The following is a 24,008-nucleotide window of genomic DNA, read 5'->3' as shown; positions in this document are numbered from 1 at the left end:
GACGATCCTGACGGAAGAATCGGCGGCACGAAAAAACGAACCATGCCAAGAGATTAGAGCGTCGGTCTGACTCGAGCCGACGCTGTGCAAAGCGCTAAAGCGCGATGAGATGAGGATGAATCATCATCGCGCTTTAGGTTGTTGTTTGAGCATGATCCGGAAAATCGCTTCACACTTTTCCGGATCATGCTCTAGACGCGGGCGCGCACGGGGCGCAGCAGAAACGCGGGGAGATGCGAGTGATCGGCTGGCTCTGAGTCGACGTCGCGCGGTGTGCGCCGCGGCTCCGGACGGCCGATCGAAGGCACGCGCGGTGCTGCGGCCTGCGGCTGCGAATTGCCGTTGCGGCCATGACCCTGACGCGGCTCGCGTTCGCGCCGCGGGTTGCGGCCGCTGCGCTCGCGCGAACCGTCGCGCCGGCGCGCCTCGCGGGGCTGCTCATCAGTCTCGCTTGCATCCGATTGAACCGTGAAGTCGCCTTCGGCGCGCGGGATCGGCTGACCAATCAGCTTCTCGATCGCGGCAACCGATTTGGTGTCGAGCGGCGTGACGATCGAGATCGCGGTACCGGTGCGGCCCGCGCGGCCGGTACGGCCGATGCGGTGAACGTAGTCGTCGGGATGATGCGGGACGTCGAAATTGAAGACGTGGCTGACGGCGGGGATGTCGAGGCCGCGGGCGGCGACGTCGGAGGCGACCAGGAGCGGCAGCTCGCCCTTGCGGAACTGATCGAGCGCGGCCGTACGGGCGGACTGGTCCATGTCGCCGTGCAGCGCGCCGACGTTAAACCCGTGCTTCTGCAGCGACTTGTGAAGAACGGCGACTTCGCGCTTGCGATTGCAGAAGATAATCGCGTTGTTGAGATCTTTGGCCCCGCGCAGCAGGCGGCGGAGGATTTCGCGCTTCTGGTGCGGCTCGCGCCCGGCGGGCACCTGCGATTGGGCGACGGTGACGGCGGCGGTAGCGGGCTTGGAGACTTCGACCTTTACGGGGTTGTGGAGGAAGGCGTCGGTGATGCGCCGGATTTCCGGCGGCATGGTAGCGGTGAAAAACAGCGTCTGTCGGGTGAAGGGCACCAGTTTGCAGATGCGCTCGATATCGGGGATGAAGCCCATGTCCAGCATGCGGTCCGCTTCATCGATCACGAGCAGCTCGACGCCGGTGAGCAATAGTCCGCCGCGCTCGGTATGGTCGAGCAGCCGACCGGGGGTTGCGATCAGGACGTCGACACCACGGGTCAATTTGCTGTCCTGGTCGCCGAACGAGACGCCGCCGATCAGCAGCGCTACGTTGAGTTTCTGGCCAACGCCATAGCGGTCGAAGCTTTCCTTCACCTGGGCGGCGAGCTCGCGCGTCGGCTCGAGGATCAGGGTCCGCGGCATCCGTGCCCGGGCCCTGCCTTTCTCGAGGATGGTAAGCATCGGAAGCACGAAGGCGGCGGTCTTGCCGGTGCCGGTCTGGGCGATGCCGAGGACATCGCGACGGGCCAGAACGTGAGGTATCGCCTGTTCCTGGATGGGCGTGGGAGTGGTGTATCCGGTGGCCGCTACGGCGGCCAAGACCTTGTCGGAAAGGCCGAGATTGGAAAAAGACATTGAGCCTCTTGTCGACACCGCCGTTCGGAATCGAGGGTAAAAAGGCTGGTCGCGTTTCGCCCCGAAACGGCGCGCTTCTCAAAAAAGCTCGGGGGCTCTGACTGACGCTGACGGGCGGCAAACTCAGGGAATCGCGTTTCGATCCAAGGCCGCGTTGACCGGAACATAGGTTCGAAATCACCAAAGTCAATCTAGGAACCGCCCAAATGGCCGAAAAAGCTTAATGTCTTCGCACAAATAACTGGCGAGCTGTCATTAGGCCGTCAAATGGCGGGACGGTACTGGCCGCGCGCGAAAGGCCGTACACTGAACCGGTTAGGGCGGTGGGCCGACTACGGCATCGACGGTCATGCGCCTTGCGAGCTTGGTGGGATGGGGCAGAGAATGGTTGGCTTTGTTTCGCGGGTTCTGGCGATGGCGGCCATTGCCCTGGCATCGGTTACTGTCGCCGCACCCGCACAGGCCGAAAGGCGCGTGGCGCTGGTCGTCGGCAACAATGACTACAAATACGTCCCCAAGCTGCAGAAGGCGGTCAACGACGCCCGCACCATGGGTGACACGCTGAAGCAGCTCGGCTTCTCCGTGATGATCGCCGAAAACCAGAACCGGCAGCAATTCTCCGAGACGCTGCTCGCCTTCGACAAGGCGATCGAGCCCGGTGACACCGCGTTCTTCTTCTATGCCGGCCATGGCTTCGAGATCGCTGGCCAGAATTTCCTGCTGCCGACCGACGTGCCGGCTGCGACCGAGGGCCAGGAAGAACTGGTGCGCGATGCATCGATCCTTGCCGACCGCGTCGTCGAGCGCCTGCAGAACAAGAAGGCGCGCACCTCGATCCTGGTGTTCGACGCCTGTCGCAACAATCCGTTCGAGCGGCCGGAAACGCGCGCGGTTGCCGGCGGCGGTGGGCTTGCGCCGATGACGCAATTGCCGGAGGGCGTGTTCTCGGTGTTCTCGGCGGGCCCGCGCCAGACTGCCCTCGATCGTCTGTCCAACGACGACACCAATCCCAATTCGGTGTTCACCCGAACCTTTTCCAAGGAGTTGCTGCAGCCCGGCAAGAATCTCGTCCAGGTCGCCCAGCAGACACGGCGCCGGGTCAGTGAGGCGGCCGAGACCGTGCGGCACAAGCAGATCCCGGTCTATTTCGACCAGATGGTGGACGACGTGTTCCTGAACGGCATGGCGAAGGCGGCGGACGCGGCGGGACCTGCCGAGGCGCCGCAGAAGCTCGCGGCATTGCCGCCGGTTTCGGTGCCGCGCATCCCGAAGGACGATTCCGTCAACGCGCCGATCGCAAGTTTCTCCCGGCATAATGGTGGGTGGACGGTGGTGTTCTCGATCGCAGATCCGGCGCTCGGAATCTCCTGGCGGATGGGCGACAATGGCGATTTTCGCGAGACCGGGTTCATCGACACGCTCGATCCGCGCACCCGCAAACGGATGCCCAATCCTTCGATCGAGCTGCCGGCGGATGCGCCGGCCGGCGCCATCCAGGTTCGCTACGTCGACACGGCGGGCGAGATGCAGGGGCCGTTTCCGATCCGGTTCGACCCCGAAGCGGCACTGATCCGCGACCAGCGCAAGATCCTCGATATGACCGCGACGAGCTGGCTCTCGTTCCGCGAGTTCAACGGGCTCCTTGTCTATTACACCCATCTGATGTCGTATCGCTGCGCGATCCGCGAAGTGCGCGTCGGCATCGACAGCGCTGTGCCCGACAAGGTGCTGAAGATGCCCCCCTGCGATCCCCGTGACCCCGGCGTGATCCCGCACGAGGCGCAGCCTTATCTGAAGCTTGCCCCACAGACCAAATCGGTTTCGGTGGAACTGACCTATCGCGACGGGAGCGTATCGGAGATCAAGACGTTCCGGCGATAATTTCGCGCTATCGCCCGATTGGCGTTACAATGGGGCATCAGCACCGAAGTTGCCGACGAGGTCCGGATTATGGATGCCAATGCATTGCAGCATTCGTCAGCGCGCAGGATGAAAGTGCGCTGCTGCATCGTCGGCGGTGGGCCTGCGGGCATGATGCTTGGCTATCTCCTGGGCCGCGCCGGTATCGACGTGGTGGTGCTGGAGAAGCACGCCGACTTCTTCCGCGACTTTCGCGGCGACACCGTGCATCCCTCGACCTTGCAGGTGATGGATGAACTCGGGCTGATCGACGGCTTTCTCAAGCTGCCGCACCAGGAATTGCAGAAGCTCGAAGGGATGTTCGGCGGCACCAAGGTGCGGATCGCCGATCTCTCCCGCCTCGATGCAAAATACCCGTTCATCGCTTTCATGCCGCAATGGGATTTTCTCGACTTCCTGCGCGAGAGCGGCAAGCGTTTCGCCTCGCTGCAGGTGCTGATGAGCACGGAGGCGACCGACTTGATCCGCAATGGCGAAGCGGTCACGGGCGTAAGGGCCAAGACGCAGGAAGGCACGCTCGATATCGAGGCTGATCTGACCATCGCCTGCGACGGCCGTCACTCCACGGTGCGCGAGCGCGCGGGACTTGCAGTCGAGGAGATCGGCGCGCCCATGGACGTGTTGTGGTTTCGCGCCGGGCGGCGACCGGACGAGAGCGAAAACCTGTTCGCGCGTGTCGAGCCTGGCAAGATGATGGTCACGTTCGACCGCGGCGACTACTGGCAATGCGCGTATGTGATCGCCAAGGGACAATACGATGCTGTGAAGGCGAGGGGACTTGCGGCGCTGCTGGATGATGTGGTGCGGCTCGCGCCGATCCTGAAATCAGGCATTTCCGACGTGAAAAGCTGGGACGACGTGAAGCTCCTGACGGTTGCGATCAACAGGCTGAAGCGCTGGACGCTGCCGGGGCTGCTCTGCATCGGCGATGCCGCGCACGCGATGTCGCCGGTTGGCGGCGTTGGAGTCAACCTGGCGGTGCAGGACGCGGTCGCGACCGCCAATCTGCTCGCGGCGCGCCTTGCGGGCGGCTGTCCGACCGAGGATGAACTCGACGCGGTGCGCAAGCGGCGAGAGTTTCCGGTGAAGATGACGCAGAGGATGCAGGTCATCGTGCAGAACAGGATCATCAGCAGCGCGCTGGGGCCGGCGAACCAGCCGCTCAAGGTCCCGCTTGTGGTGCGGCTGGTGACAGCCGTGCCCTGGCTGCAGGGCATCACTGCGCGCTTTGTCGGGATCGGCGTGCGCCCCGAACATGTGCAGTCGCCGGCGCTCTCCTGAGCGGCGTTGTTTGAGCATGCTCTCTTTCGGAAAACCGGATTCCACTTTTCCGGAGCATGCTCGAGTCAGGCCATGATCGAATAGCCGCCATCGACGGGGATGGCGGTGCCCGTGATGAAATCGGAAGCCGGTGAGGCAAGGAACACGGCGATGCCTGAGAAATCGCCGATATCGCCCCAGCGCGCCGCGGGCGTGCGCGCCAGCACACGTTCATGCAGCCCGCCGATCTCGCTGCGGGCGCGCCGGGTCAGGTCGGTGTCGATCCAGCCAGGCAGGATCGCATTGACTTGGACATTGTCGGCGGCCCACGCGCATGCACACGAGCGCGTGAACTGCACGATGCCGCCTTTGCTCGCGGCATAGGCCGGCGCGAAGCTGGCGCCGAAGATCGACATCATCGAGCCGATATTGATGATCTTGCCTCCGCCGGCCTCTCTCATCGCCGGATGCACCGCCTGCGAGCATAGGAACGCGCTGGTGAGATTGGTCGCGATCACGCTGTCCCATTCGCCGATATCGAGCGCATGCGGCGGCTTGCGGATATTGATGCCGGCGTTGTTGACGAGGATATCGATCCGCCCGAACTCGGCTTTGACACGCCCCACCATGTCGGCGACGGCTTTGCCGTCGGTGACATCAGCGGCTACCGCGACGGCGTTGCTGCCACGCTGCTCAAGTTCGGCGACCGCGGCCGCCGATTTCGCCTGGTTGCGGCCGACGACGGCAATCGTCGCGCCGGCATCCGCCAGTCCGCTCGCCATCCCGAGCCCGATTCCACCATTACCGCCGGTGACGATCGCAACCTTGCCCTTAAGGTCGAAGAGGGACGTTCCCATTGTTGCTTTCCGTTTCTGTTGGAGCTTGGGGGAAGATGTCGACTTTGGGGAGTTTTTGCCAGACCCGAATGCCTTACGGCCCTTGCAGCCTTGTCAGTGCTACAGCGCCCGCGAGCCGCAAATGCAAAAAGCCCCGGACAATGCCGGGGCTTCTGCCTGCCGATTTGGCAGAGATACCAGTTCGAGATCAGTACCTGCCGACGACCGGGGCGCCCCAGTTGAAGCGGTACACGATCGAGGTGCTGATCGTCTGCACCCAAGGCTTGAAGGTCGTCGAAATTCCCGTCGGCGAGCCATCAAGGAACGACTCCGGCAGCGAGATGCGGTCGTAGAACGCGGAGCGGTATTCGGTCTTCATGAACCAGCCGGGTGCGCTGATGCCGAAGATGTCGAGGTTGTTCTCAACGCCGCCACCGACGAACCAGCCGTCACGACGGAACGAAGGAGTGGTCACCCCGACCGGGTTTCCGGCGAGATCGGAAAGGCTCGTGCCCGACCATTCCGAGCCTGAATAGCCGCCGTTGACGTAGGAGTAGACATTCGGCGCAACGAGATAACCGAGGCGCACGCCAGCCGCGTAGCTGGTCCGAAGCTTCACACGCCCCTCGACCTGATCAAACGTATCGGTCAGCGAACCACGAAGGCTGCCGAACTGTCCGTCGGCGAACACGCCCGCAACCCACCGGCTGTTGAACTGCCAGTCGTAGCCGATACCAACGGTACCGAACCAGCCGTCACCACCGAGCCGCGTGTCGCGCGTCAGCGGAATGCCGCCAACCGTGGTTTCAACGTTGCTGTCGGCATTCCACAGACCGCCGCCGCCACCGCCGAAGATGTAGAAGCCGGTCCAGTTATAGGCCGGCGCAACCGGCGGGGGCGCCTTCGTATACGGCCGAGCGCCAAGATCAGCCGCCGAGGCGGATCCCGTCAGTGCTGCAACCGTAGCCACAGCGAGCGCCAACTTCTTCATTTCCAAATCCCCAACTTGTTAGACGAACGCCTGACGGCTGCGTCGAATCCATTCCGTAGCTGCAGGAACTATAGCTATTTCAACCAGGAATGCTGTTGCGGGACAGGCACACTCGTCTGAAAACGCTACGGTGTTTCTCGGCCCGGAGCGGTCCGCGTGCCGCGGCGGAGATCAAAATCCGCCGCGTGTACATAAGGTTAAGCGGGAGAGCCGCCATCAGACGTCAAGCAGGTCGTCGCTGGCGAATTCCGCCTTGTCGGAGATGAAGGCGAAGCGTGCTTCGGCCTTGGTGCCCATCAATCGCTCGACCGAGTCGGCGGTGCCTTCGCGATCGTCGGCCAGCAGAACGACCCGCAGCAGGGTGCGCTTGGCCGGGTCCATGGTGGTTTCCTTGAGCTGAGCCGGCATCATCTCGCCGAGGCCTTTGAAGCGGTTGACCTCCACCTTGGCGTTGGCATTGAACTCGCTCTTGATCAGCGCGTCCTTGTGCGCGTCGTCGCGGGCATAGACCGATTTGGAGCCGTGGGTGAGCTTATAGAGCGGCGGCACTGCCAGATAGAGATGCCCTTCGTCGATCAGCCGCGGCATCTGGCGGTAGAAGAAGGTGATCAGCAGCGAAGCGATATGTGCGCCGTCAACGTCGGCGTCCGTCATGATGATGATGCGGTGATAACGCAGATCCTCTTCGCGATAATGCGCGCCGGTGCCGCAGCCGATCGCCTGCACGAGGTCGCTGAGTTGGACATTGCCCATCAGCTTGTCCTTGCCAGCCGAGGCGACGTTGAGGATCTTGCCGCGCAGCGGCAGCACGGCCTGCAGCTTGCGGTCGCGCGCCTGCTTGGCGCTGCCGCCGGCCGAGTCGCCCTCGACGATGAAGAGTTCGGAGCCTGCAAGCCCGGCGTCGGTACAATCGGCGAGCTTGCCGGGCAGCCGCGCCTTCTTGCCCGCGGTTTTGCGCGCAACCTCCTTCTCCTGCCGCCGGCGGAGCCGCTCCTCGGCGCGCTCGATCACGAAATCCAGCAGCCTGTTGGCCTGGTTCGGGTTGCCCGACAGCCAATGGTCGAACGGGTCCTTGATCGCCTGCTCGACGATGCGCTGAGCTTCGGCGGTCGCCAGCCGGTCCTTGGTCTGGCCCTGGAATTCCGGCTCGCGCACGAACACGCTGAGCATCACCGCGGCGCCGACCATGACGTCTTCCGAGGTCACGGACGCAGCTCGCTTGCCCTGTCCTACGCGCTCGGCGTGATCTTTCAGGCCGCGCAGCAGCGCGCTGCGCATGCCGGATTCGTGAGTACCACCATCGGGGGTCGGAACGGTGTTGCAGTAGGAGGAGAGGAAGCCATCGGCGTCCGCCGTCCAGGCTACCGCCCATTCGCAGGCGCCGTGGGCGCCGTTGCGGCCCGATTTGCCGGAGAAGATGTCCGGATGCACCAGCGTGTCGGCGTGGATCGCTGCGGCAAGGTAATCCTTCAGGCCGCCGGGGAAGCGGAAGGTCGCTTCCGCGGGGACATCCTCAACGCCTTTCAAGAGCTCCTGGTCGCAATGCCAGCGGATCTCGACGCCGCCGAACAGGTAGGCCTTCGAGCGCGTCATCTTGAACAGGCGCTGCGGCTTGAACGTGGCCTTGGCGCCGAAGATGTCGGTATCGGGCTTGAAGCGGATGCGCGTGCCGCGGCGGTTGCTGACCTTGCCGAGGTCTTCGAGTTTGCCCTTGGGATGGCCGCGCTCGAACGTCATGCGGTGGAGCTTCTGGCTGCGCGCAACCTCGACTTCGAGCCGGGAGGAGAGGGCGTTGACCACGGAAATGCCGACGCCGTGCAGGCCGCCCGAGGTCTCATAGACCTTGGAGTCGAACTTGCCGCCTGAATGCAGCGTGCACATGATGACTTCGAGCGCGGACTTCTTCGGGAATTTCGGGTGTGGATCGACCGGGATGCCGCGGCCGTTATCGGTGACCGTCAGGAACCCGTCCGCGGTCAACTCCACCTCGATGAAGGTGGCGTGCCCCGCCAGCGCCTCGTCCATGGAGTTGTCGATGACTTCGGCGAACAGATGATGCAGCGCCTTCTCGTCGGTGCCGCCGATATACATACCGGGCCGCCGGCGGACCGGTTCCAGCCCTTCCAGCACCTCGATATCGGCGGCGGTATAGTCAGCCTCGCCGGAACCCGACCGCGCAGCGACCTTCAGAGCCGCGCGGCCCTTAGGCTCGCCACCGGCGAACAGGTCGTCATTGGATTTCGTTTTTGCAGCGGATTTCAGTGATTTGGACATGGCTCTTCATAGATTGCGCAAACAGTGCGCAGCGAATCAGTCAATCTGACTATGCCACGGATAGCTTAAAAAGTGACGGCCGGGAGGGGAGCAACCGATCCCCTTCATCCGGCCGTCACAAAGGTAGATAGGAACTCTTAATCAGGCGCGCGAGGTGCGGAACACGATCAGGGCAAACAGGGCCATGGACGCGACCACCATCAATGAGCCGACCCACCGGTGCGATCTCGAACGAGGGTCCCTTCAGGAGCACGACGGCGACGCCCCCAGGGAAGAGCACCGCGCCCAGAATGTGCGTCCAGCCCTGGATCCGGGCCAGCATCGTCGTCCCGGCGGCCGGAATCAGGTGATAATAGAGCCCAAACAGGAACAAAAGCACCCCGCCGACGAGGTTTAGGTGCGGGTGCGCCGGCGCGAGGGTGAAGTCTTGCTGGATACCCATTGCAATGCCGCCGAGCGTTCCGAATAGCAGAACAACCGCACTCACGCACATCATCAACGATCCAATCATCAAAAAACCTCGTCTTTTGGAAAAAATCCGGCCCGGCCTGAGGCCGGAAGCTGAAATCACGCCCCTTCCTGCGGCTTTGTGACTTGATTGTCATGGAAGGGGCTGGCTTACCTGTCCTTAGGCTATGAGCCCGCAGAAAGGTTCAAGCCACCGGAGCGGGGCGGGGAAGGCGTTCATTACATGGAAGAATTTGTGCGTGCCGTGGCCGAATTCGTGCGCCACCACCAGGCTTGGGCCGCGCCAATCGTGCTTGTGCTGGCGTTCGGCGAGTCGCTGGCCTTCGTTTCGCTGCTGATCCCGGCCTGGGGCGCCTTGGTCGGGATCGGCGCGCTGATCGGCGTGAGCGGCATCAGCTTCTGGCCGGTCTGGATCGCAGGCGGCATCGGCGCGGCGCTGGGCGATTGGGTCTCCTATTGGTTTGGCTACCGCTACAAGGAGAAGGTCGCGCAGGTGTGGCCGCTGTCCTGCTATCCGGATATCCTGGAGCGCGGCGAGGCCTTCGTGCGCAAATGGGGCGTGCCCAGCATTTTCATCGGGCGCTTCTTCGGGCCCTTGCGCGCTTCGGTTCCGCTCGCGGCCGGCATCTTCGAGATGTCATACTGGCCATTTCAGGTCGCCAATTTCGTCTCGGCGCTGGTGTGGTCGGCAGTGCTGCTGCTGTTCGGGGACGTGATGGCGCATATCGCCGAGTGGTTATGGCGAACGGTGTGATGCGTGGAATAAGCGCCCGGGGCGGGGGTTAGCCCCGTCGATACCGGGCGCTCGATTTCCGGTAGGTAGATAGGTCCTTGCAGGAAGCCAACGCGGAAATACCGCGGTCGTCATTTTACTGGGAGAGCATCATGGAAATCACACGTCGTCACGCCCTTGCGGGCGCAGCGGCTATTGCTGCTGTGCCGCTGTTGCCGAACATTCCCGCACAGGCCGCGGCGCCGCTCGCAGAGAGGCAGGCGCCGAGTTATTACCGCTACAAGGTCGGTGACATCCAGGTCACCGTGGTGTCCGACGGCAAGAACGTCTTCAAGCTGGAAGACTCCTTCATCACCAATGCGAAGAAGGAGGAAGTGAATGCGGCGCTGGAAAAGGCGTTCCTGCCGCGTGACGTATTCACGATCTACTTCGCCCCGCTGGTGATCAACAGCGGCGGCAAGCTCATCGTGCTCGATACCGGCAATGGGCCGGTAGCGAAGACAAACAGCAAAGGCGCCAACGGATTGTTCATCGACAACATGCTGGCGGCGGGATTCGATCCCAAGGCGGTCGACATGGTCGTGATCTCCCACTTCCACAGCGACCATGTGAACGGCCTGTTGACGGCGGACGGCGCGCTGGCCTTCCCGAATGCCGAGGTGCTGGTGCCTGCGGTGGAATGGAAGTTCTGGATGGACGATGGCGAGATGAGCCGCGCCCCGGCCGGCCGCATGCAGAACCTTTTCAAGAGCAATCGCAACGTCTTTGAAACGGGCCTTAAGAAGAAGGTGACGCCGTACGAATGGGGCAAGGAAGTCGCGCCGGGACTGCTCGCGGTTGAGACTGCCGGCCACACGCCGGGTCATACCTCTTACGTGCTGTCGTCGGGGGCGGGAAAAGTCTTCATCCAATCTGACGTTACCAACAATCCGAATCCGTTCGCGACCAACCCGGGCTGGCACGCCTTCTTCGACCAGGACGCGGATATGGCCGAAAAGACCCGTCGCCGGATCTACGACATGGTGGCCGCCGAGAAGCTGCAGCTACAGGGCTTCCACTATCCGTTCCCCGGCCTCGCCAATATCGAGAAGGACGGCAATGGCTACCGGGTGATTCCGGCGCCGTGGAATCCGGTGATCTAAGCAGCTTTCGGTATTCCGGACGTGCGCGCCTTCCATGCGAAGCCGGAAGCCAGAGTTTGTGACGCAAGATTCCGGGTTCGACGGCTGCGCATCGGCCCGGAATCACGGCGTTGTCACCTTGACGATTAAGCCGCGCGACCCTATAGCCTCACGCATGATCCACGCTGCGACCAATTTCATCGTCCGCCGCCGCCGCGCCTGCGCGGCATCGGCGGTCGTCTGCGTTTAAGATCATCGCCTCTGCCGCCGGATCGCTTCCCGCGGCATCTTTCCCTAGAAAAGAAACGCGGTCGGTCTGGCGGCTCCTAGCCACCTCCGGAGTTCGACATGTACACGCCACCGCCGTTCAAACCCGACCGCGCCGCAAGTCTCGCGTTTGCGGAAGCGCGCGGGTTCGGCCTTGCCTGCGCCTGGGACGGCGCCAAGCCGATCGCCTCGCCGCTGCCGTTCTACCTGTCCTATGCCGCTGACGGCACGCCGCGCGCGGCGTTTCATCTCGCCCGTCACAATCCGCTGATAAAGCTTGCGGCGACTTCGTCTTGGCTGCTGGCCGTCACCGGAGCGGATACCTATGTCTCGGCCGACTGGTATGTCTCGCCGGACCAGGTGCCGACCTGGCTCTATCAGGCCGTGCACTTGGCGGGTCCGGTGCGGCCGCTATCGGATGATGAACTTGCGGTGCAGATCGATACGCTCAGCGCCAAGTTCGAGAACAGGCTGCTGCCGAAGAAGCCGTGGACGTCGGCGAAGATGACCGCCGCACGGCTGGAGGCGATGAAGAAGGCGATCGTAGGCCTTGAGATGACGGTTGAAGAGGTCGAGGGTAGCTTCAAGCTCAACCAGCACAAATCCGAAACCGACTACGTGGCGGTGGCGGGCGCGCTCGCCTCGCAGACCGACGCGGGCGCGCAGCAGATTGCGCATCTGATGCGGGAAGCGCGGCCCGACGCCTTTGCAACTGAACCGAACCAGCGCGAAAGGAGCGAGCCATGACGACCCTCTCTAACGTCAAGCAATCCCCGAGCGTCGGCAGCTCCGCCAAGCCCGCCGTGTTCGTCGACGGTGCCAGTGGAACAACGGGCCTCGGCATCAACGAGCGGCTCCGGCTGCAGAACGACGTGGTGGTGAAGAGCATCGCCGAAGAAAGGCGCAAGGACGCCGACGCCAAACGCGCGCTGATGGAGGAGGTGGATCTCGTGATCCTCTGCCTGCCGGACGACGCCGCCAAGGAGACGGTTGCGCTGATCGACAGCATGGGCGCCGGAGCACCCCGGGTGCTCGACGCGTCGACCGCGTTTCGCGTCGCCAGCGACTGGGCTTACGGCTTTCCGGAGCTCGCGCCGGATCAGGCGGACAAGATCCGGGCAGCGCGGAAGGTCTCCAACCCCGGTTGCTATCCGACCGGCGCGATTGCGCTGCTTCGTCCGTTGGTCGACACCGGCCTCCTGCCTGCGGATTATCCGGTCACCGTCAATGCCGTGAGCGGCTATTCGGGCGGTGGAAAGTCGATGATCGCAAGTTTCGAGGACGGCACGGCGCCAGCTTTCGAACTGTATGGTCTCGGCTTCGAGCACAAGCACGTGCCTGAGATGCAGCTTTACTCGCGGCTGACGCGGCGGCCGATTTTTGTGCCGTCGGTGGGTAACTACCGGCAGGGCATGCTGGTGTCAGTGCCGTTGCAGCTTGAGACGCTACCGGGCAAGCCCGGCGCGGCCGAGCTCCACGATGCGCTGGCGAAACGCTACGCCGGAAGCCGCTACGTCTCGGTCATGCCGCTTGAGAACGAGGCTGCCAAGAGCGGGCGGATCGAGCCCGAGGCGCTGGATGAGACCAACATGCTCGAATTGTATGTCTTTGCCAGCGATAAGCACCATCAGGCGGTGCTGGTCGCGCGTCTGGACAATCTGGGCAAAGGTGCCTCGGGCGCGGCGGTGCAAAACATGCGGCTGATGCTGGGGCTGCCCGAGAAGTAGCGCTGACGTTTGTTGCTCATCGTGGCCGGGCTTGTCCCGGCCACGACGGCATTTAGCGCTGGTCAAAACGCTCTGAAGATCGCCAGCGCGAGCACGGCTTGCGCGAGGAAGCCGATGACGAAGGCGAGGGTGCGGAACACCGGCAAGCCGAGCGTGTAGACGATCAGGTGTGCGACGCGCGACCAGAAATAGACGGCGCAGGCGAGCGCCGTCCATTGGGTAGAATAATCGATTGCGTTGAGGATCAGGACCAGCGGCGCGAAGACAATGAGGTTCTCGACCGCATTGTCATGTGCGAACATCAGCCGCGTCGCCCATTCGGCCAGAGGCTTGTCGTTGCGCGAGGGATTGGCCATCGCGCCGGCGAGGCCGCGGACCTGGCAGCGGTTGATGATGTAGGGGATCCACAGCACGCCGGTCAGAATCACCGTCAGCGTCAGCCAGAACAGTTCACGCGTCATTGGTTTGCCCTCGGTTGATCCCCGTCCCGTTCAGGCGGGACATTCGCTTATACCGAAGCGGCGCGCGGCGCGCTATGCGCGTACCCGGACATAGCTGCCGGGGGCTTCTTCGATCGGCGGCAGCGCCTCCGAGCCGACCGTGCGGGCGGGGACTTTCTCGGCATCGATGCCTTCCAGCCATTCGTGCCAATCGGGCCACCATGATCCCTTGTGCTCCTTCGCGGTCTTCAGCCAGTCGGACAGCTTAGCGCCCCTCATGTTGTCGTTGGTCCAGTACTGATACTTGTTGGCCGCAGGCGGGTTGACCACGCCGGCGATATGGCCGGAACCGGACAACACATATTTCACCGGCCCGCCGAAGAACTGCGAGCCGTACAGCACCGACTCCGCCGGCGCGATGTGATCCTCGCGGGTCGCGAGGTTGTAGACCGGCAGCTTCACCTTGGAGAGATCGAGCAGCGTATTGTCCAGCACCATGCTGCCGGAGGAAAGCCGGTTCTCCAGATAGCAGTTGCGCAGGTAATAGGAATGGTTCGCCGCCGGCATTCGCGTCGCGTCGGAGTTCCAGTGCAGCAGATCGAACGAGGAGGGCGGTTGCCCCTTCAGGTAGTTGCTGACGACATAATTCCAGATCAGGTCGTTCGAGCGCAGCATGTTGAAGGCCATCGCCATCTTGCTGCCCTCGAGCACGCCCCTCTGCTCCATGTCGCGCTCGAGCGCGGAGATCTGGTCCTCGTCGACAAACACCAGGAGGTCGCCGGCATGGGTGAAGTCGACCTGCGCGGCGAACAATGTGGCTGACGTGGCGCGCACGCGGCGCTTCTCGGCGAGCCAGGCGAGCGTCGCGGCGAGCAGGGTGCCGCCCACGCAATAGCCGACGGTGTGAACCTTCATCTCGCCCGTCACCTTCTCGATGACGTCCATCGCGGTTAGCGGCCCTTCGGTCATGTAGTCGGCAAAGCTTTTCTTGCCGAGCTCGCGATCGGGATTGACCCAGGAGATCACGAATACGGTCAGTCCCTGGTCGACGCACCACTTGATGAAGGACTTCTCCGGCCTGAGATCGAGGATGTAGTACTTGTTGATCCAGGGTGGCACGATCAGGAGCGGCGTGCGCAGCACCGTCTCCGTGGTCGGCGAGTACTGGATCAGCTGCATCAAATCGTTTTGATAGATCACCTTGCCCGGCGTGGTCGCCATGTTGACGCCGACCTCAAGGTTGGTCGGGTCGGACTGGCGGATCCGCAGCGTGCCATGGCCCGCCTCGATGTCCTCCGCCAGCATCTTCATGCCACGAACGAGGTTGTCGCCATTCGTCTCCAGCGTGGTGCGCAGCACCTCCGGATTGGTCAAAACGAAATTCGACGGCGCCAGCGCGTTGGTGATCTGCTGGACGTAGAACTCGGCCTTCTTGCGGGTGTGGGGATCGATACCCTCGGCGTTGCGCACCAGTTCCTGCGCCCATTGCGTGGTCAGCAGATAGAGCTGCAGGACGAAGTCGAAAAACTGGTTCGACCGCCATTCCGGGTCTGCGAAGCGCTTGTCGCGCGGTGCCGGTTCGATCGCGGGCTCGGCCTCCTGGCCGGCCATGCGGCGCGCGGCCGAGCCGAACAGGTCGAGATAGGCCTTGCCGAGCCTGGTCTGCAGTTCGGTGGCCCGATCCTGGTCCGAGAGCCAGTATTCGGCGACCGCCGTGAAGGTCTTGATCACCTCGGCAAAGTCGCCCCCCGCCTTGTCCTTGATGTCAGCGCCTTCGCGCGGCTTCAGATAGGCCGCAAGCGCCTGGCCGGAGCTCTCAAGCGCGCGCGCAATATTCATCCCGAAAGATTCGGCGTCGAACTTCTTGGCGGCCTGGGTTTCGATGGTAACGTCGCTCATGCAATGGACACTATCGCTTCAGTTCAGCCGCGTCATCGCGCGGTGCGGCAAGGACGATGTAGGATTTTTCTAGGCTTTCGCATTGTTGCACTGCGACAAATTCCTCCCAGTTCCGACACATTGAAGCCGCATCAATCGGATTTGTTGTTCACGGCTTAATCGTTTCGGGCGACAATGGTTTGAACGGTTGGGGCAAGGCCGACGCTGTCCGACGATTTGCTGCAAGGCTCGTACCAGTGATTAGTTACCGGCAGGTGGGGACTTCCGGACGTATGCGTATCGATCGAATGAAAAGGCTGCTCGCGGCCGGTGCACTGCTCGCGTCGGCGATCGCGGTTAGCGGCTGCTCCACGTCGATCGCGGATCTTCCCGGGGTCGGCGTTCCCGCCGATGCCCCGGCGCGTCCGAAGGAAGCCGGCGGCTACCTTCCGGTGCACGACATGCCGCCGGATCGCGAAGAGGCGCCGATGAAGCCGGCGGAGCAGGCCAAGATCGAGGCCGAGCTGCTCGCCGCGCGGGAGCGACAGGCCACAGCCGCGCAAAAGGCCGGCAAGTGACGGGGCGGCACGCTAATCGCTGGCGCCGCCCTCGCCACGTGCTAAAAGAAATGCAATTCAACCGCATATCCGGTCGCCGAGCCCAGATTTTGCGTCTGGAGGCGCTCTAAGTCATTGATCGGGCGTAATTTCCGGGCCAAACCGGGCTTGGTTTCGGCAAACCGCGCAAGCGCCCGCGATTCTGTCGTACCGGTCGTCGGAGCAGGGTCCCATGGAAGAATTCTATCGCATTCGCCGTCTGCCGCCTTACGTCTTCGAGAAGGTCAATCAGGCCAAGGCAGCCGCGCGCAACGCCGGGGCCGACATCATCGACATGGGCATGGGCAACCCGGACCTGCCGACGCCGCCCCATGTGATCGAGAAGCTGAAGGAAACCCTCGGCAAGCCGCGGACCGACCGCTATTCAGCCTCGCGTGGCATCAACGGCCTTCGCAAGGCGCAGGCTGCCTACTACGCGCGGCGGTTCGGCGTGAAGCTCAATCCGGACACGCACGTCGTTGCGACGCTGGGCTCGAAGGAGGGCTTTGCCAATGTGGCGCAGGCGATCACCGCGCCCGGCGACGTCATCCTGTGCCCCAACCCGAGCTATCCGATCCATGCCTTCGGCTTCCTGATGGCGGGCGGGGTGATCCGCTCGGTGCCGTCGGAGCCGACGCCGCAGTTCTTCCAGGCGGTGGAGCGCGCGATCATCCATTCGATCCCGAAGCCGCTCGCGCTCGTGGTCTGCTATCCCTCCAACCCGACGGCGTATGTCGCCGACCTCGACTTCTACAGGGATCTTGTTGCCTTTGCGAAGAAGCACGAGATCTTGATCCTGTCGGACCTCGCTTACGCCGAAGTCTATTTCGACGACAACAATCCGCCACCGTCAGTGCTGCAGGTGCCGGGTGCGATGGACGTCACCGTCGAATTCACCTCGATGTCGAAGACCTATTCGATGGCCGGCTGGCGCATGGGCTTTGCGGTCGGCAACGAGCGCATCATCGCGGCGCTGGCGCGGGTGAAATCCTATCTCGATTATGGCGCCTTCACGCCGATCCAGGTGGCCGCGACCGCGGCGCTGAATGGGCCGGACGACTGTATCCGCGAGATGCGCGAGACCTATCGCCGCCGCCGTGACACGCTGGTGGAAGCATTCGGCCGCGCCGGCTGGGAGATCCCGCCGCCGCAAGCCTCGATGTTCGCCTGGGCGCCGCTGCCGAAGGCGTTCGAGGATGTCGGCAGCATGCAGTTCGCGACCCTGCTGGTGGAAAAGTCCGGCGTGGTGGTGTCGCCCGGCGTTGCCTTCGGCGAGCACGGCGAAGGCTTTGTCCGCATCGCGATGGTGGAAAACGAGCAACGTATTCGCCAGGCCGCACGCGGTGTGCGCCGCTTCCTTGAAAGCGGCATCGAAACGTTGCACAACGTGGTTCCTCTCGCCAACCGGCGTTAATCTCCTCCGCAGGTCTCTTTGTAATGGTCGCACCGCTGAAAGTGGGCATAGCGGGGCTCGGCACCGTTGGCGCCGAAGTCGTCCGCCTGATCGAGCAGCAGGGAGCCACCCTGGCCGCGCGCAGCGGCCGCGGCGTGCGCGTTGTCGCGGTCACCGCGCGGTCGAAGGCGAAAAAGCGCGGGCTCGATTTGCGCGGCATCGGCTGGGTCGAAAGCCCGCAGGCGCTGGCCGAAGATTCCAATGTCGACTGCTTCGTCGAATTGATGGGCGGCGCCGATGATCCCGCCTTCTCGGCGATCGAGACCGCGCTGAAGGCCGGCAAGTCGGTGGTGACAGCCAACAAGGCGCTGATCGCCAAGCATGGGCTGCGGCTCGCCAAGGCGGCCGAGCAGAATGGCGGCGCGCTCAATTTCGAGGCCGCGGTCGGCGCGGCCATTCCGGTGATCAAGACGTTGCGCGAAGGGCTCTGCGGCACCAGCGTCAACCGCGTCTACGGCATCCTCAACGGCACCTGCAATTACATCCTGACGCGGATGGAGCAGGAGGGATTGTCGTTTGAGGAATGCCTGAAGGACGCGCAGCGGCTCGGCTATGCCGAGGCCAATCCGGCCTTCGACGTCGACGGGCACGACACCGCGCAAAAGCTTGCGATCCTGGCGAGCCTCGCCTTCGGCACCAAGGTCGCGCAAACCGCTGTCTATGTCGAAGGCATTTCCTCGATCACGCCCGAAGACCTGCGTGCAGCGGAGGAACTCGGGTATCGTGTCAAGCTGCTTGGCGTTGCAGTGCGGACTGCAAAAGGCATCGAGCAGCGCGTGCATCCGACTATGGTGCCGAAATCTTCGTCGATTGCTCAAGTGATGGGCGTCACCAATGCGGTGACGATCGATGGCGAGGGCATTCCGCCGATCACGCTGGTCGGACCGGGCGCGGGCGGGGCGGCGACCGCGTCCGCCGTGGTTGCCGATATCGCCGACGTCGCGCGTGGCATCCGCGCGACGCCGTTCGGCCGGCCGGTCGACAGTCTGCGCGCGACGACAAAGGCGCCGATGGAGCGCCATGAGGGCGGATATTACATCCGTCTTCTGGCCCGCGACCACGCCGGCACGGCTGCCACCATCGCAAGGCGGCTCGCGGAACAGAAGATTTCGCTGGAATCGATCGTGCAGCGCCACCGCAATGGCAGTGATGTTAACGGTTCGACCAAAAAAGCTTCACCGGTTCCGGTCATTCTGATTACCTATGCAACCAGTGAAGACGCGGTTCACCGGGCGCTCAAGGCCGTGCAGCGTGACAGGGTCATCAGTGGTCGCCCACAGGTGATACGAATTGAGAAAAATTAGTGTGCGATAGCGAACGCCTTCTACGTTAAATGATTGAATGCGGGCGAGGGGCCCGAAGGCTTAAGGAGTGCAGAGATGTCGACCCATATTTCCGTCCCGCCGCAGCTATTGCTCGAGCGCATCCTCACGCTCGAAATCGTGCGGGTCACGGAGCGGGCGGCGGTGTCGGCCGCGCGGCTGCGCGGCCATGGCCAGGAGAAGGCGGCCGATCAGGCCGCGGTCGATGCGATGCGCCGCGAGCTCAACAAACTGCCCATCGAGGGCACCGTCGTGATCGGCGAGGGCGAGCGCGATGAAGCACCGATGCTGTTCATCGGTGAGAAAGTCGGGCTCAACGCCGGCCCTCAGGTCGATATCGCCGTCGACCCGCTGGAAGGCACCACGCTCTGCGCGAAGAACATGCCGGGCGCGATCGCGACCATGGCGATGGCCGATGGCGGCACGCTGCTGCACGCGCCCGACGTCTACATGGAGAAGATCGCGATCGGTCCGGGCTACGACAAGAACGTCATCGAGCTCGACGCCTCGCCCGCCGACAACGTTCAGCGGCTCGCCAAGGCCAAGGGCGTGGCGGCGTCGGCGATCACCGCGTTGGTGCTCGACCGTCCGCGTCATGCCGACATCATTGCAAGCATCCGCTCGACCGGCGCCGCCGTGCGCCTGATTACCGATGGCGACGTGGCCGGCGTGATCCACACCACCAACCCGGATGAAACCGGCGTCGACATTTATATGGGCACCGGCGGTGCGCCCGAGGGCGTGCTGGCGGCCGCAGCGCTGCGCTGCATCGGCGGCCAGATGCAGTGCCGTCTCATCCTCGACAGCGACGAGAAGCGCGAGCGCGCACAGAAGATGGGCATCACCGATCCGAAGATGATTTACGGCATCGAGGATATGGCGCGTGGCGACTGCCTGTTCGCCGCCACCGGCGTCACCACGGGCTCGTTGCTGACCGGCGTCAAGTTCAAGAAGGACACGATCGAGACCGAGACGGTGGTGATGCGCTCGGTCACCGGCACCGTGCGCTACATCAAGGCGGAGCACCGCCAGCTCGAGAAGTTTCACCTGGATTGAGGTGAGCCGTCATTCCGGGCCTGCGCCCCCGTGGCGCATCCCGGAATGACAACGACAAAAATACGGGAGGCGAGCATGGCCGATCTTTCGGCGGTGAAGGCGCTGGTGTTCGATGTGTTCGGCACTGTCGTCGACTGGCGCACCAGCCTGATCAACGACTTCACGAACTGGTCGAAGATGCGCGGCATCGAAGCCGACTGGACCGCGCTCGTTGACGGCTGGCGCGCGGTTTATGTCGCTTCGATGGACGAGGTGCGCAAACATCCAGAACGCGGCTATGTCATCCTCGACGTGCTGCACCGCCGCTCGCTGGAGAAGCTGGTCGAGCAGCACGCGATCAAGGTATTGACCGACGCCGACCTGCATTACCTGACCACGGGATGGCATCGCCTGCATCCCTGGCCCGACAGCGTGGCGGGGCTTGCACGACTGAAGACGAAATACATCATCTCGCCGCTCTCGAACGGTAATGTTGCGCTCTTGACCAACATGGCGAAGTTCGCCGGCCTGCCTTGGGACCTCATCATGTCGGCTGAACTGTTCGAGCACTACAAGCCAGATCCCGAAACCTATCTTGGCGCCGCGAAATTGCTGTGCCTGCCGCCGGAGCAGGTGATGATGGTCGCCGCACACAACGGCGACCTCAAACATGCGCAACAGAACGGCCTGAAGACCGCCTTCGTGGCGCGCCCGACCGAATACGGCCCGCTGCAGAAAGTCGACTTCGAAGCAACCGGCAATTGGGACATCGTCGCCAAAGATTTCGGCGCAATCGCCGATCGGATGGGTTGCTAGCCCGCCGCCCCACAGAGAATCACGCCGTACCAGCCGAGACCCTTGTAGGTCTCATAGCCCGGCGTGGCGTGGAAGGCGACCAACGCGCCGGAGCGATCCTGGTAGAAGCCGCTGCGCCGGCCATCCAGCGAGAGCGAGACGTGTTGGGTCAGAAGGCCCTTTCCGTCGGAAGCCGCGATCACCCGGAAATTCGAATCGATCAGTAGCACGCGCGCCTTGTCGGCAGCGCCGACGCGCACGCCCTGGACGATGGCACGCGCTTGCGGCTCCCAGTCGAAATGGATCGCGAGCACGCCGGTCGGTTTGCTGTGAGCCTTGCCGCCTTCGCGGACGCTGGCGCAATAGGTCGCGACCTGTGCGTTGCCGAGCAGCGGCTGGCACTCGATATCACCGGCGACATAGTCGTCACCCGAGCACAAGCTGCGCGTCTCGCGAAACCATTTTGTCGCCGCGACATTCTGGCCGGTCACCTTGAAGCGATCGGCGCGCCCGTTGGCGATCACATTGCCCTCGAGGTCGCAAAGCCAGAGATCGAGATAGACGGTGTAGGCGGACAGGATCACGCCCAAGCGCTCGGACGTGTGGGCGACCGCCGCCGGTTGCGGCGAAGCCGCACAGTCAACGACGGCGGAATCGGTCGCCCACCAGCGCACGTCGCAGGTACGCTCATAAAGGTTGCGGTCGATCAGCTCGATCGCGTTCAGTGATAGATCTACCATGCGCTCGCCGCGCGAGCGGTCGGTCATGCGCTCGATCGAGCTCATGAGACTGCCGGTGCGCCGTGTGAGCTGCGTCTCGAGCTCGCGGGCGATGGTCTCTACCTGTTGGCCGACGCCGCGCACTTCCTGCGCCACCACTGCAAAGCCCGCGCCTTGCGCGCCAGCGCGCGAGCTCTCGATCAATGCATTCAGCGCCAGCATCTTCATCTGATTGGTAATCTTCTGGATCGACCGCGTCTTCTCGCAGGCGATCTGGTTGACCTCCGCGGTCAGGCGCGCAATCAGGGCCGAAATGTCTGATTCATCGTCGACGTCAGGCGAGACCGCCGATTCGCTCGCGACCGATTTCGCGCGCGGGAGCGGGATGGACATGGGCGGACTTCCCTGCGTTATTCCTTTGACCGCTTTCAGCAGACCGGACGGAACCAAAAAAATCACACGTCAAACACACATCCTTTTTCGGGGATTTGCGCTAACGTCAGCTTAATTTTCCGAAATTGCCATCTATGTAGGACTGCACATTATTTTGGCATCCCGTTGTTTCCTGTTGTGAATCCAGTGCAAAGACAAGTCCACGCTATCCGTCTCCTGCGAAAAGTGGGCAAAACCACTTGGTGGCGCTTCGCGATCGCCCACTGAGGGGCGAGGATGGCAGCAGTGATTCGCGCTCTTGCCAGCGCTGCTCGTCATCGGGATCGTCATGACGCTTCACGCTGCTATCCTGCCTGTGGAGATGCCGCCGGCCTTTCTCGGCGTGCAGCGCTCGCTCACAGGCAAATTCTGGCGCGATCGTTTGGACGCGCGCGGTGCGGCGCGCGCGCTCGCGATCGCGCAGCGTCACCAACTGCCGGAAATGCTGGCGCGGGTGCTCGCGGGGCGCGACGTCGCAATCGACGACGTGCCGGATTTCCTCGATCCGACCATCCGCAAATTGATGCCGGATCCCTTCACCGTGACTGCGATGGAGGCGGCGGCGAAGCGGATCGCGGATGCGGCGATTCGTAACGAGAAGATTGCGATCTTCGGCGATTACGATGTCGACGGTGCGACCTCGGCCGCGCTGCTTGCCTGGTACTTGCGGCATTGTGGGCTCGATCCGCTGATCCACATTCCCGACCGCCTGTTCGAAGGCTACGGCCCGAACACGGAGGCCGTACGCGCGCTCGCCGCCAAGGGGGCGACGCTCCTCGTCACCGTCGATTGCGGCACCACGAGCTTGGAGCCGCTTGCGGAAGCGCGCCGGCTCGGCATGTCTGTTGTCGTGATCGATCATCATCAATGCGGCGAGGCGCTGCCTGAGGTCGATGCTCTGGTCAATCCGAACCGGCTCGACGATCTCTCCGGCCTCGGTCATCTCGCCGCCGTTGGGCTCGTGCTGGTAACGCTGGTCGCGGTGAACCGGGAATTGCGCCAGCGCGGTTTCTGGACTTCGGAAATGCCGGAGCCGGATCTCTTGGGCATGCTGCATCACGTCGCGCTTGGGACGGTGGCCGATGTCGCGCCGCTGATCGGGCTCAACCGCGCCCTTGTCGCCAAAGGGCTGATCGCCCTGCGCAGGCGCGACCATGTCGGGCACACTGCGCTGATGGACGTGGCCCGGCTCAACGGCCCGCCGGAGGCCTGGCATCTCGGCTTCATGCTGGGGCCGCGCATCAATGCCGGCGGCCGGATCGGGCGCGCCGACCTCGGCGTGCGGCTGCTCCTGGAAGGGGACATCTCGGAAGCGGCGCGGATCGCGGCAGAGCTCGACCGCCTCAATAACGAGCGGCGCATCATCGAGCAGGCGGCGGAAGCGCAGGCCGAGGCAGAGGCGCTCGCCTCGCTCGGATTGGAAGACAAGGGCGCCGTCATCGTCACGGCCGCCGAGGGCTGGCATCCCGGTGTCGTCGGTCTCGTGGCCTCGCGTCTGAAGGAGAAATTTGGCAGGCCGGCCTTTGCCATCGCGCTCGAGCCGGGCGGCATCGGCACCGGCTCGGGCCGCTCGATCGGCGGCGTCGATCTCGGCAAGGCGGTGCGGCAGGCGGTGGCGGACGGTTTGCTGTTGAAGGGCGGCGGCCACGCGATGGCGGCGGGCGTAACGTTGCGCAAGGAGAAGCTAGCCGAGTTCCGCGCCTATCTGGAAAGCGTGCTCGCCGCCGATGTCGCCAATTCGCGTCACGAGAATGAATTGTTCATTGACGGCGCGGTGAGCGCACGCGGCGTAACGGCTGAGTTTGCCGCGATGCTGAACCGCGCCGGCCCGTTCGGCAGCGGCAATCCGGAGCCGGTGATCGCGCTGCCGGCGCATCAGCTCGTCTACGCCGATGAGGTCGGACAGGCGCACTTACGCCTGCGCTTCAAATCGGGCGACGGTTCGATCGTGAACGGCATGGCGTTCCGTTCCGTTGGCCAAAAGCTCGGCAATGCGCTGATCCAGAATCGCGGCCAACCGCTCCATGTCGCAGGCTCGCTCGCGATCGACCGTTGGCAAGGCAGCGAACGTGTGCAATTGCGTGTGCTCGACGTCGCGGTCCCCGATCAGGGGCCCGCGGTCATCAGATAAGAAAAAGTCGGGGAG

The 24,008-nt window shown here is 63.5% G+C and carries 20 protein-coding genes; 12 read left to right on the top strand and 8 right to left on the bottom strand.

Annotated elements, in window-relative coordinates; genetic code table 11:
• Positions 1–191: 191 nt before the first annotated feature.
• Positions 192–1,595, bottom strand: a complete 1,404-nt coding sequence (locus tag J6497_RS11705) for a DEAD/DEAH box helicase (protein ID WP_225704411.1) — start codon at positions 1,593–1,595, stop codon at positions 192–194.
• Between the two features lie 414 nt (positions 1,596–2,009).
• On the opposite strand from J6497_RS11705, the gene J6497_RS11700 reads away from it, so the two are divergent.
• On the top strand, positions 2,010–3,476 hold the full coding sequence (locus J6497_RS11700; RefSeq protein WP_225704434.1) for a caspase family protein: 1,467 nt from the start codon (positions 2,010–2,012) through the stop codon (positions 3,474–3,476).
• 69 nt (positions 3,477–3,545) lie between these two features.
• Positions 3,546–4,796 (top strand): FAD-dependent oxidoreductase, encoded by a 1,251-nt coding sequence (locus J6497_RS11695; RefSeq protein ID WP_225704410.1) that lies wholly within the window; start codon positions 3,546–3,548, stop codon positions 4,794–4,796.
• Between the two features lie 65 nt (positions 4,797–4,861).
• On the opposite strand, the gene J6497_RS11690 is transcribed toward J6497_RS11695, so the two are convergent.
• The 4 genes from J6497_RS11690 to J6497_RS11675 all read right to left on the bottom strand — a co-directional run bounded on the left by J6497_RS11690 (position 4,862) and on the right by J6497_RS11675 (position 9,447).
• Positions 4,862–5,632 (bottom strand): SDR family NAD(P)-dependent oxidoreductase, encoded by a 771-nt coding sequence (locus tag J6497_RS11690; RefSeq protein ID WP_225704409.1) that lies wholly within the window; start codon positions 5,630–5,632, stop codon positions 4,862–4,864.
• 187 nt (positions 5,633–5,819) lie between these two features.
• Positions 5,820–6,602: an outer membrane protein gene (locus tag J6497_RS11685; protein ID WP_225704408.1), complete on the bottom strand. Its 783-nt coding sequence runs from the start codon at positions 6,600–6,602 to the stop codon at positions 5,820–5,822.
• Between the two features lie 216 nt (positions 6,603–6,818).
• Entirely contained in the window at positions 6,819–8,876 is a 2,058-nt protein-coding gene (gene parE, locus J6497_RS11680; RefSeq protein ID WP_225704407.1) for a DNA topoisomerase IV subunit B, read from the bottom strand.
• 115 nt (positions 8,877–8,991) lie between these two features.
• On the bottom strand, positions 8,992–9,447 hold the full coding sequence (locus tag J6497_RS11675; RefSeq protein ID WP_225704406.1) for a heme-copper oxidase family protein: 456 nt from the start codon (positions 9,445–9,447) through the stop codon (positions 8,992–8,994).
• A gap of 120 nt (positions 9,448–9,567) precedes the next feature.
• Here J6497_RS11675 and J6497_RS11670 point away from each other — a divergent pair, with 120 nt between their 5' ends.
• The 4 genes from J6497_RS11670 to argC all read left to right on the top strand — a co-directional run bounded on the left by J6497_RS11670 (position 9,568) and on the right by argC (position 13,192).
• The gene (locus tag J6497_RS11670; protein ID WP_225704405.1) at positions 9,568–10,098 is read left to right on the top strand and encodes a DedA family protein; all 531 of its coding nucleotides are present in this window, start codon (positions 9,568–9,570) and stop codon (positions 10,096–10,098) included.
• A gap of 131 nt (positions 10,099–10,229) precedes the next feature.
• Positions 10,230–11,219 (top strand): MBL fold metallo-hydrolase, encoded by a 990-nt coding sequence (locus J6497_RS11665; protein WP_225704404.1) that lies wholly within the window; start codon positions 10,230–10,232, stop codon positions 11,217–11,219.
• Positions 11,220–11,546: 327 nt separating this feature from the next.
• Complete coding sequence (locus J6497_RS11660; protein ID WP_225704403.1) at positions 11,547–12,212, top strand: FMN-binding negative transcriptional regulator; 666 nt, start codon at positions 11,547–11,549, stop codon at positions 12,210–12,212.
• Positions 12,209–13,192 (top strand): N-acetyl-gamma-glutamyl-phosphate reductase, encoded by a 984-nt coding sequence (gene argC / locus J6497_RS11655; RefSeq protein ID WP_225704402.1) that lies wholly within the window; start codon positions 12,209–12,211, stop codon positions 13,190–13,192. Before J6497_RS11660 ends, argC begins: the two co-directional genes overlap by 4 nt.
• Before the next feature lie 62 nt (positions 13,193–13,254).
• Here the strand turns inward: argC and J6497_RS11650 are convergent, their stop codons facing one another.
• The gene (locus tag J6497_RS11650) at positions 13,255–13,653 is read right to left on the bottom strand and encodes an MAPEG family protein (protein ID WP_225704401.1); all 399 of its coding nucleotides are present in this window, start codon (positions 13,651–13,653) and stop codon (positions 13,255–13,257) included.
• 72 nt (positions 13,654–13,725) lie between these two features.
• Positions 13,726–15,531, bottom strand: a complete 1,806-nt coding sequence (locus J6497_RS11645) for a PHA/PHB synthase family protein (RefSeq protein WP_225704400.1) — start codon at positions 15,529–15,531, stop codon at positions 13,726–13,728.
• 287 nt (positions 15,532–15,818) lie between these two features.
• Between J6497_RS11645 and J6497_RS11640 the strand changes: the two genes are divergently transcribed.
• From J6497_RS11640 to J6497_RS11620, 5 genes are all read left to right on the top strand, one after another.
• On the top strand, positions 15,819–16,088 hold the full coding sequence (locus J6497_RS11640) for a hypothetical protein (protein ID WP_225704399.1): 270 nt from the start codon (positions 15,819–15,821) through the stop codon (positions 16,086–16,088).
• 211 nt (positions 16,089–16,299) lie between these two features.
• Positions 16,300–17,520: an LL-diaminopimelate aminotransferase gene (locus tag J6497_RS11635; RefSeq protein ID WP_225704398.1), complete on the top strand. Its 1,221-nt coding sequence runs from the start codon at positions 16,300–16,302 to the stop codon at positions 17,518–17,520.
• Between the two features lie 23 nt (positions 17,521–17,543).
• Positions 17,544–18,863, top strand: a complete 1,320-nt coding sequence (locus tag J6497_RS11630; RefSeq protein ID WP_225704397.1) for a homoserine dehydrogenase — start codon at positions 17,544–17,546, stop codon at positions 18,861–18,863.
• A 75-nt stretch (positions 18,864–18,938) separates the two neighbouring features.
• Positions 18,939–19,937, top strand: coding sequence for a class II fructose-bisphosphatase (gene glpX, locus J6497_RS11625; protein WP_225704396.1), 999 nt, complete (start codon positions 18,939–18,941; stop codon positions 19,935–19,937).
• Positions 19,938–20,012: 75 nt separating this feature from the next.
• Positions 20,013–20,732, top strand: coding sequence for a haloacid dehalogenase type II (locus tag J6497_RS11620; RefSeq protein WP_225704395.1), 720 nt, complete (start codon positions 20,013–20,015; stop codon positions 20,730–20,732).
• On the opposite strand, the gene J6497_RS11615 is transcribed toward J6497_RS11620, so the two are convergent.
• Positions 20,729–21,823 (bottom strand): methyl-accepting chemotaxis protein, encoded by a 1,095-nt coding sequence (locus J6497_RS11615; protein WP_225704394.1) that lies wholly within the window; start codon positions 21,821–21,823, stop codon positions 20,729–20,731. The genes J6497_RS11620 and J6497_RS11615 overlap by 4 nt on opposite strands.
• Before the next feature lie 328 nt (positions 21,824–22,151).
• Between J6497_RS11615 and recJ the strand changes: the two genes are divergently transcribed.
• On the top strand, positions 22,152–23,993 hold the full coding sequence (recJ, locus tag J6497_RS11610) for a single-stranded-DNA-specific exonuclease RecJ (RefSeq protein WP_225704433.1): 1,842 nt from the start codon (positions 22,152–22,154) through the stop codon (positions 23,991–23,993).
• Positions 23,994–24,008: the final 15 nt, after the last annotated feature.

The organism is Bradyrhizobium cenepequi, from assembly GCF_020329485.1.
Taxonomy (GTDB): domain Bacteria; phylum Pseudomonadota; class Alphaproteobacteria; order Rhizobiales; family Xanthobacteraceae; genus Bradyrhizobium; species Bradyrhizobium cenepequi.
The sequence above is the reverse complement of the archived record's forward strand: the minus strand, read 5'-3'. Positions and strand labels throughout refer to the sequence as shown.

Bases quoted from the DNA above. Each gene is read 5' to 3' on its own strand.
- J6497_RS11705 (WP_225704411.1), bottom strand. From the start codon at position 1,595: ATGTCTTTTTCCAATCTCGGCCTTTCCGACAAGGTCTTGGCCGCCGTA.
- J6497_RS11700 (WP_225704434.1), top strand. From the start codon at position 2,010: ATGGCGGCCATTGCCCTGGCATCGGTTACTGTCGCCGCACCCGCACAG.
- J6497_RS11695 (WP_225704410.1), top strand. From the start codon at position 3,546: ATGGATGCCAATGCATTGCAGCATTCGTCAGCGCGCAGGATGAAAGTG.
- J6497_RS11690 (WP_225704409.1), bottom strand. From the start codon at position 5,632: ATGGGAACGTCCCTCTTCGACCTTAAGGGCAAGGTTGCGATCGTCACC.
- J6497_RS11685 (WP_225704408.1), bottom strand. From the start codon at position 6,602: ATGAAGAAGTTGGCGCTCGCTGTGGCTACGGTTGCAGCACTGACGGGA.
- parE (WP_225704407.1), bottom strand. From the start codon at position 8,876: ATGTCCAAATCACTGAAATCCGCTGCAAAAACGAAATCCAATGACGAC.
- J6497_RS11670 (WP_225704405.1), top strand. From the start codon at position 9,568: ATGGAAGAATTTGTGCGTGCCGTGGCCGAATTCGTGCGCCACCACCAG.
- J6497_RS11665 (WP_225704404.1), top strand. From the start codon at position 10,230: ATGGAAATCACACGTCGTCACGCCCTTGCGGGCGCAGCGGCTATTGCT.
- J6497_RS11660 (WP_225704403.1), top strand. From the start codon at position 11,547: ATGTACACGCCACCGCCGTTCAAACCCGACCGCGCCGCAAGTCTCGCG.
- argC (WP_225704402.1), top strand. From the start codon at position 12,209: ATGACGACCCTCTCTAACGTCAAGCAATCCCCGAGCGTCGGCAGCTCC.
- J6497_RS11650 (WP_225704401.1), bottom strand. From the start codon at position 13,653: ATGACGCGTGAACTGTTCTGGCTGACGCTGACGGTGATTCTGACCGGC.
- J6497_RS11645 (WP_225704400.1), bottom strand. From the start codon at position 15,531: ATGAGCGACGTTACCATCGAAACCCAGGCCGCCAAGAAGTTCGACGCC.
- J6497_RS11640 (WP_225704399.1), top strand. From the start codon at position 15,819: ATGAAAAGGCTGCTCGCGGCCGGTGCACTGCTCGCGTCGGCGATCGCG.
- J6497_RS11635 (WP_225704398.1), top strand. From the start codon at position 16,300: ATGGAAGAATTCTATCGCATTCGCCGTCTGCCGCCTTACGTCTTCGAG.
- J6497_RS11630 (WP_225704397.1), top strand. From the start codon at position 17,544: ATGGTCGCACCGCTGAAAGTGGGCATAGCGGGGCTCGGCACCGTTGGC.
- glpX (WP_225704396.1), top strand. From the start codon at position 18,939: ATGTCGACCCATATTTCCGTCCCGCCGCAGCTATTGCTCGAGCGCATC.
- J6497_RS11620 (WP_225704395.1), top strand. From the start codon at position 20,013: ATGGCCGATCTTTCGGCGGTGAAGGCGCTGGTGTTCGATGTGTTCGGC.
- J6497_RS11615 (WP_225704394.1), bottom strand. From the start codon at position 21,823: ATGTCCATCCCGCTCCCGCGCGCGAAATCGGTCGCGAGCGAATCGGCG.
- recJ (WP_225704433.1), top strand. From the start codon at position 22,152: ATGACGCTTCACGCTGCTATCCTGCCTGTGGAGATGCCGCCGGCCTTT.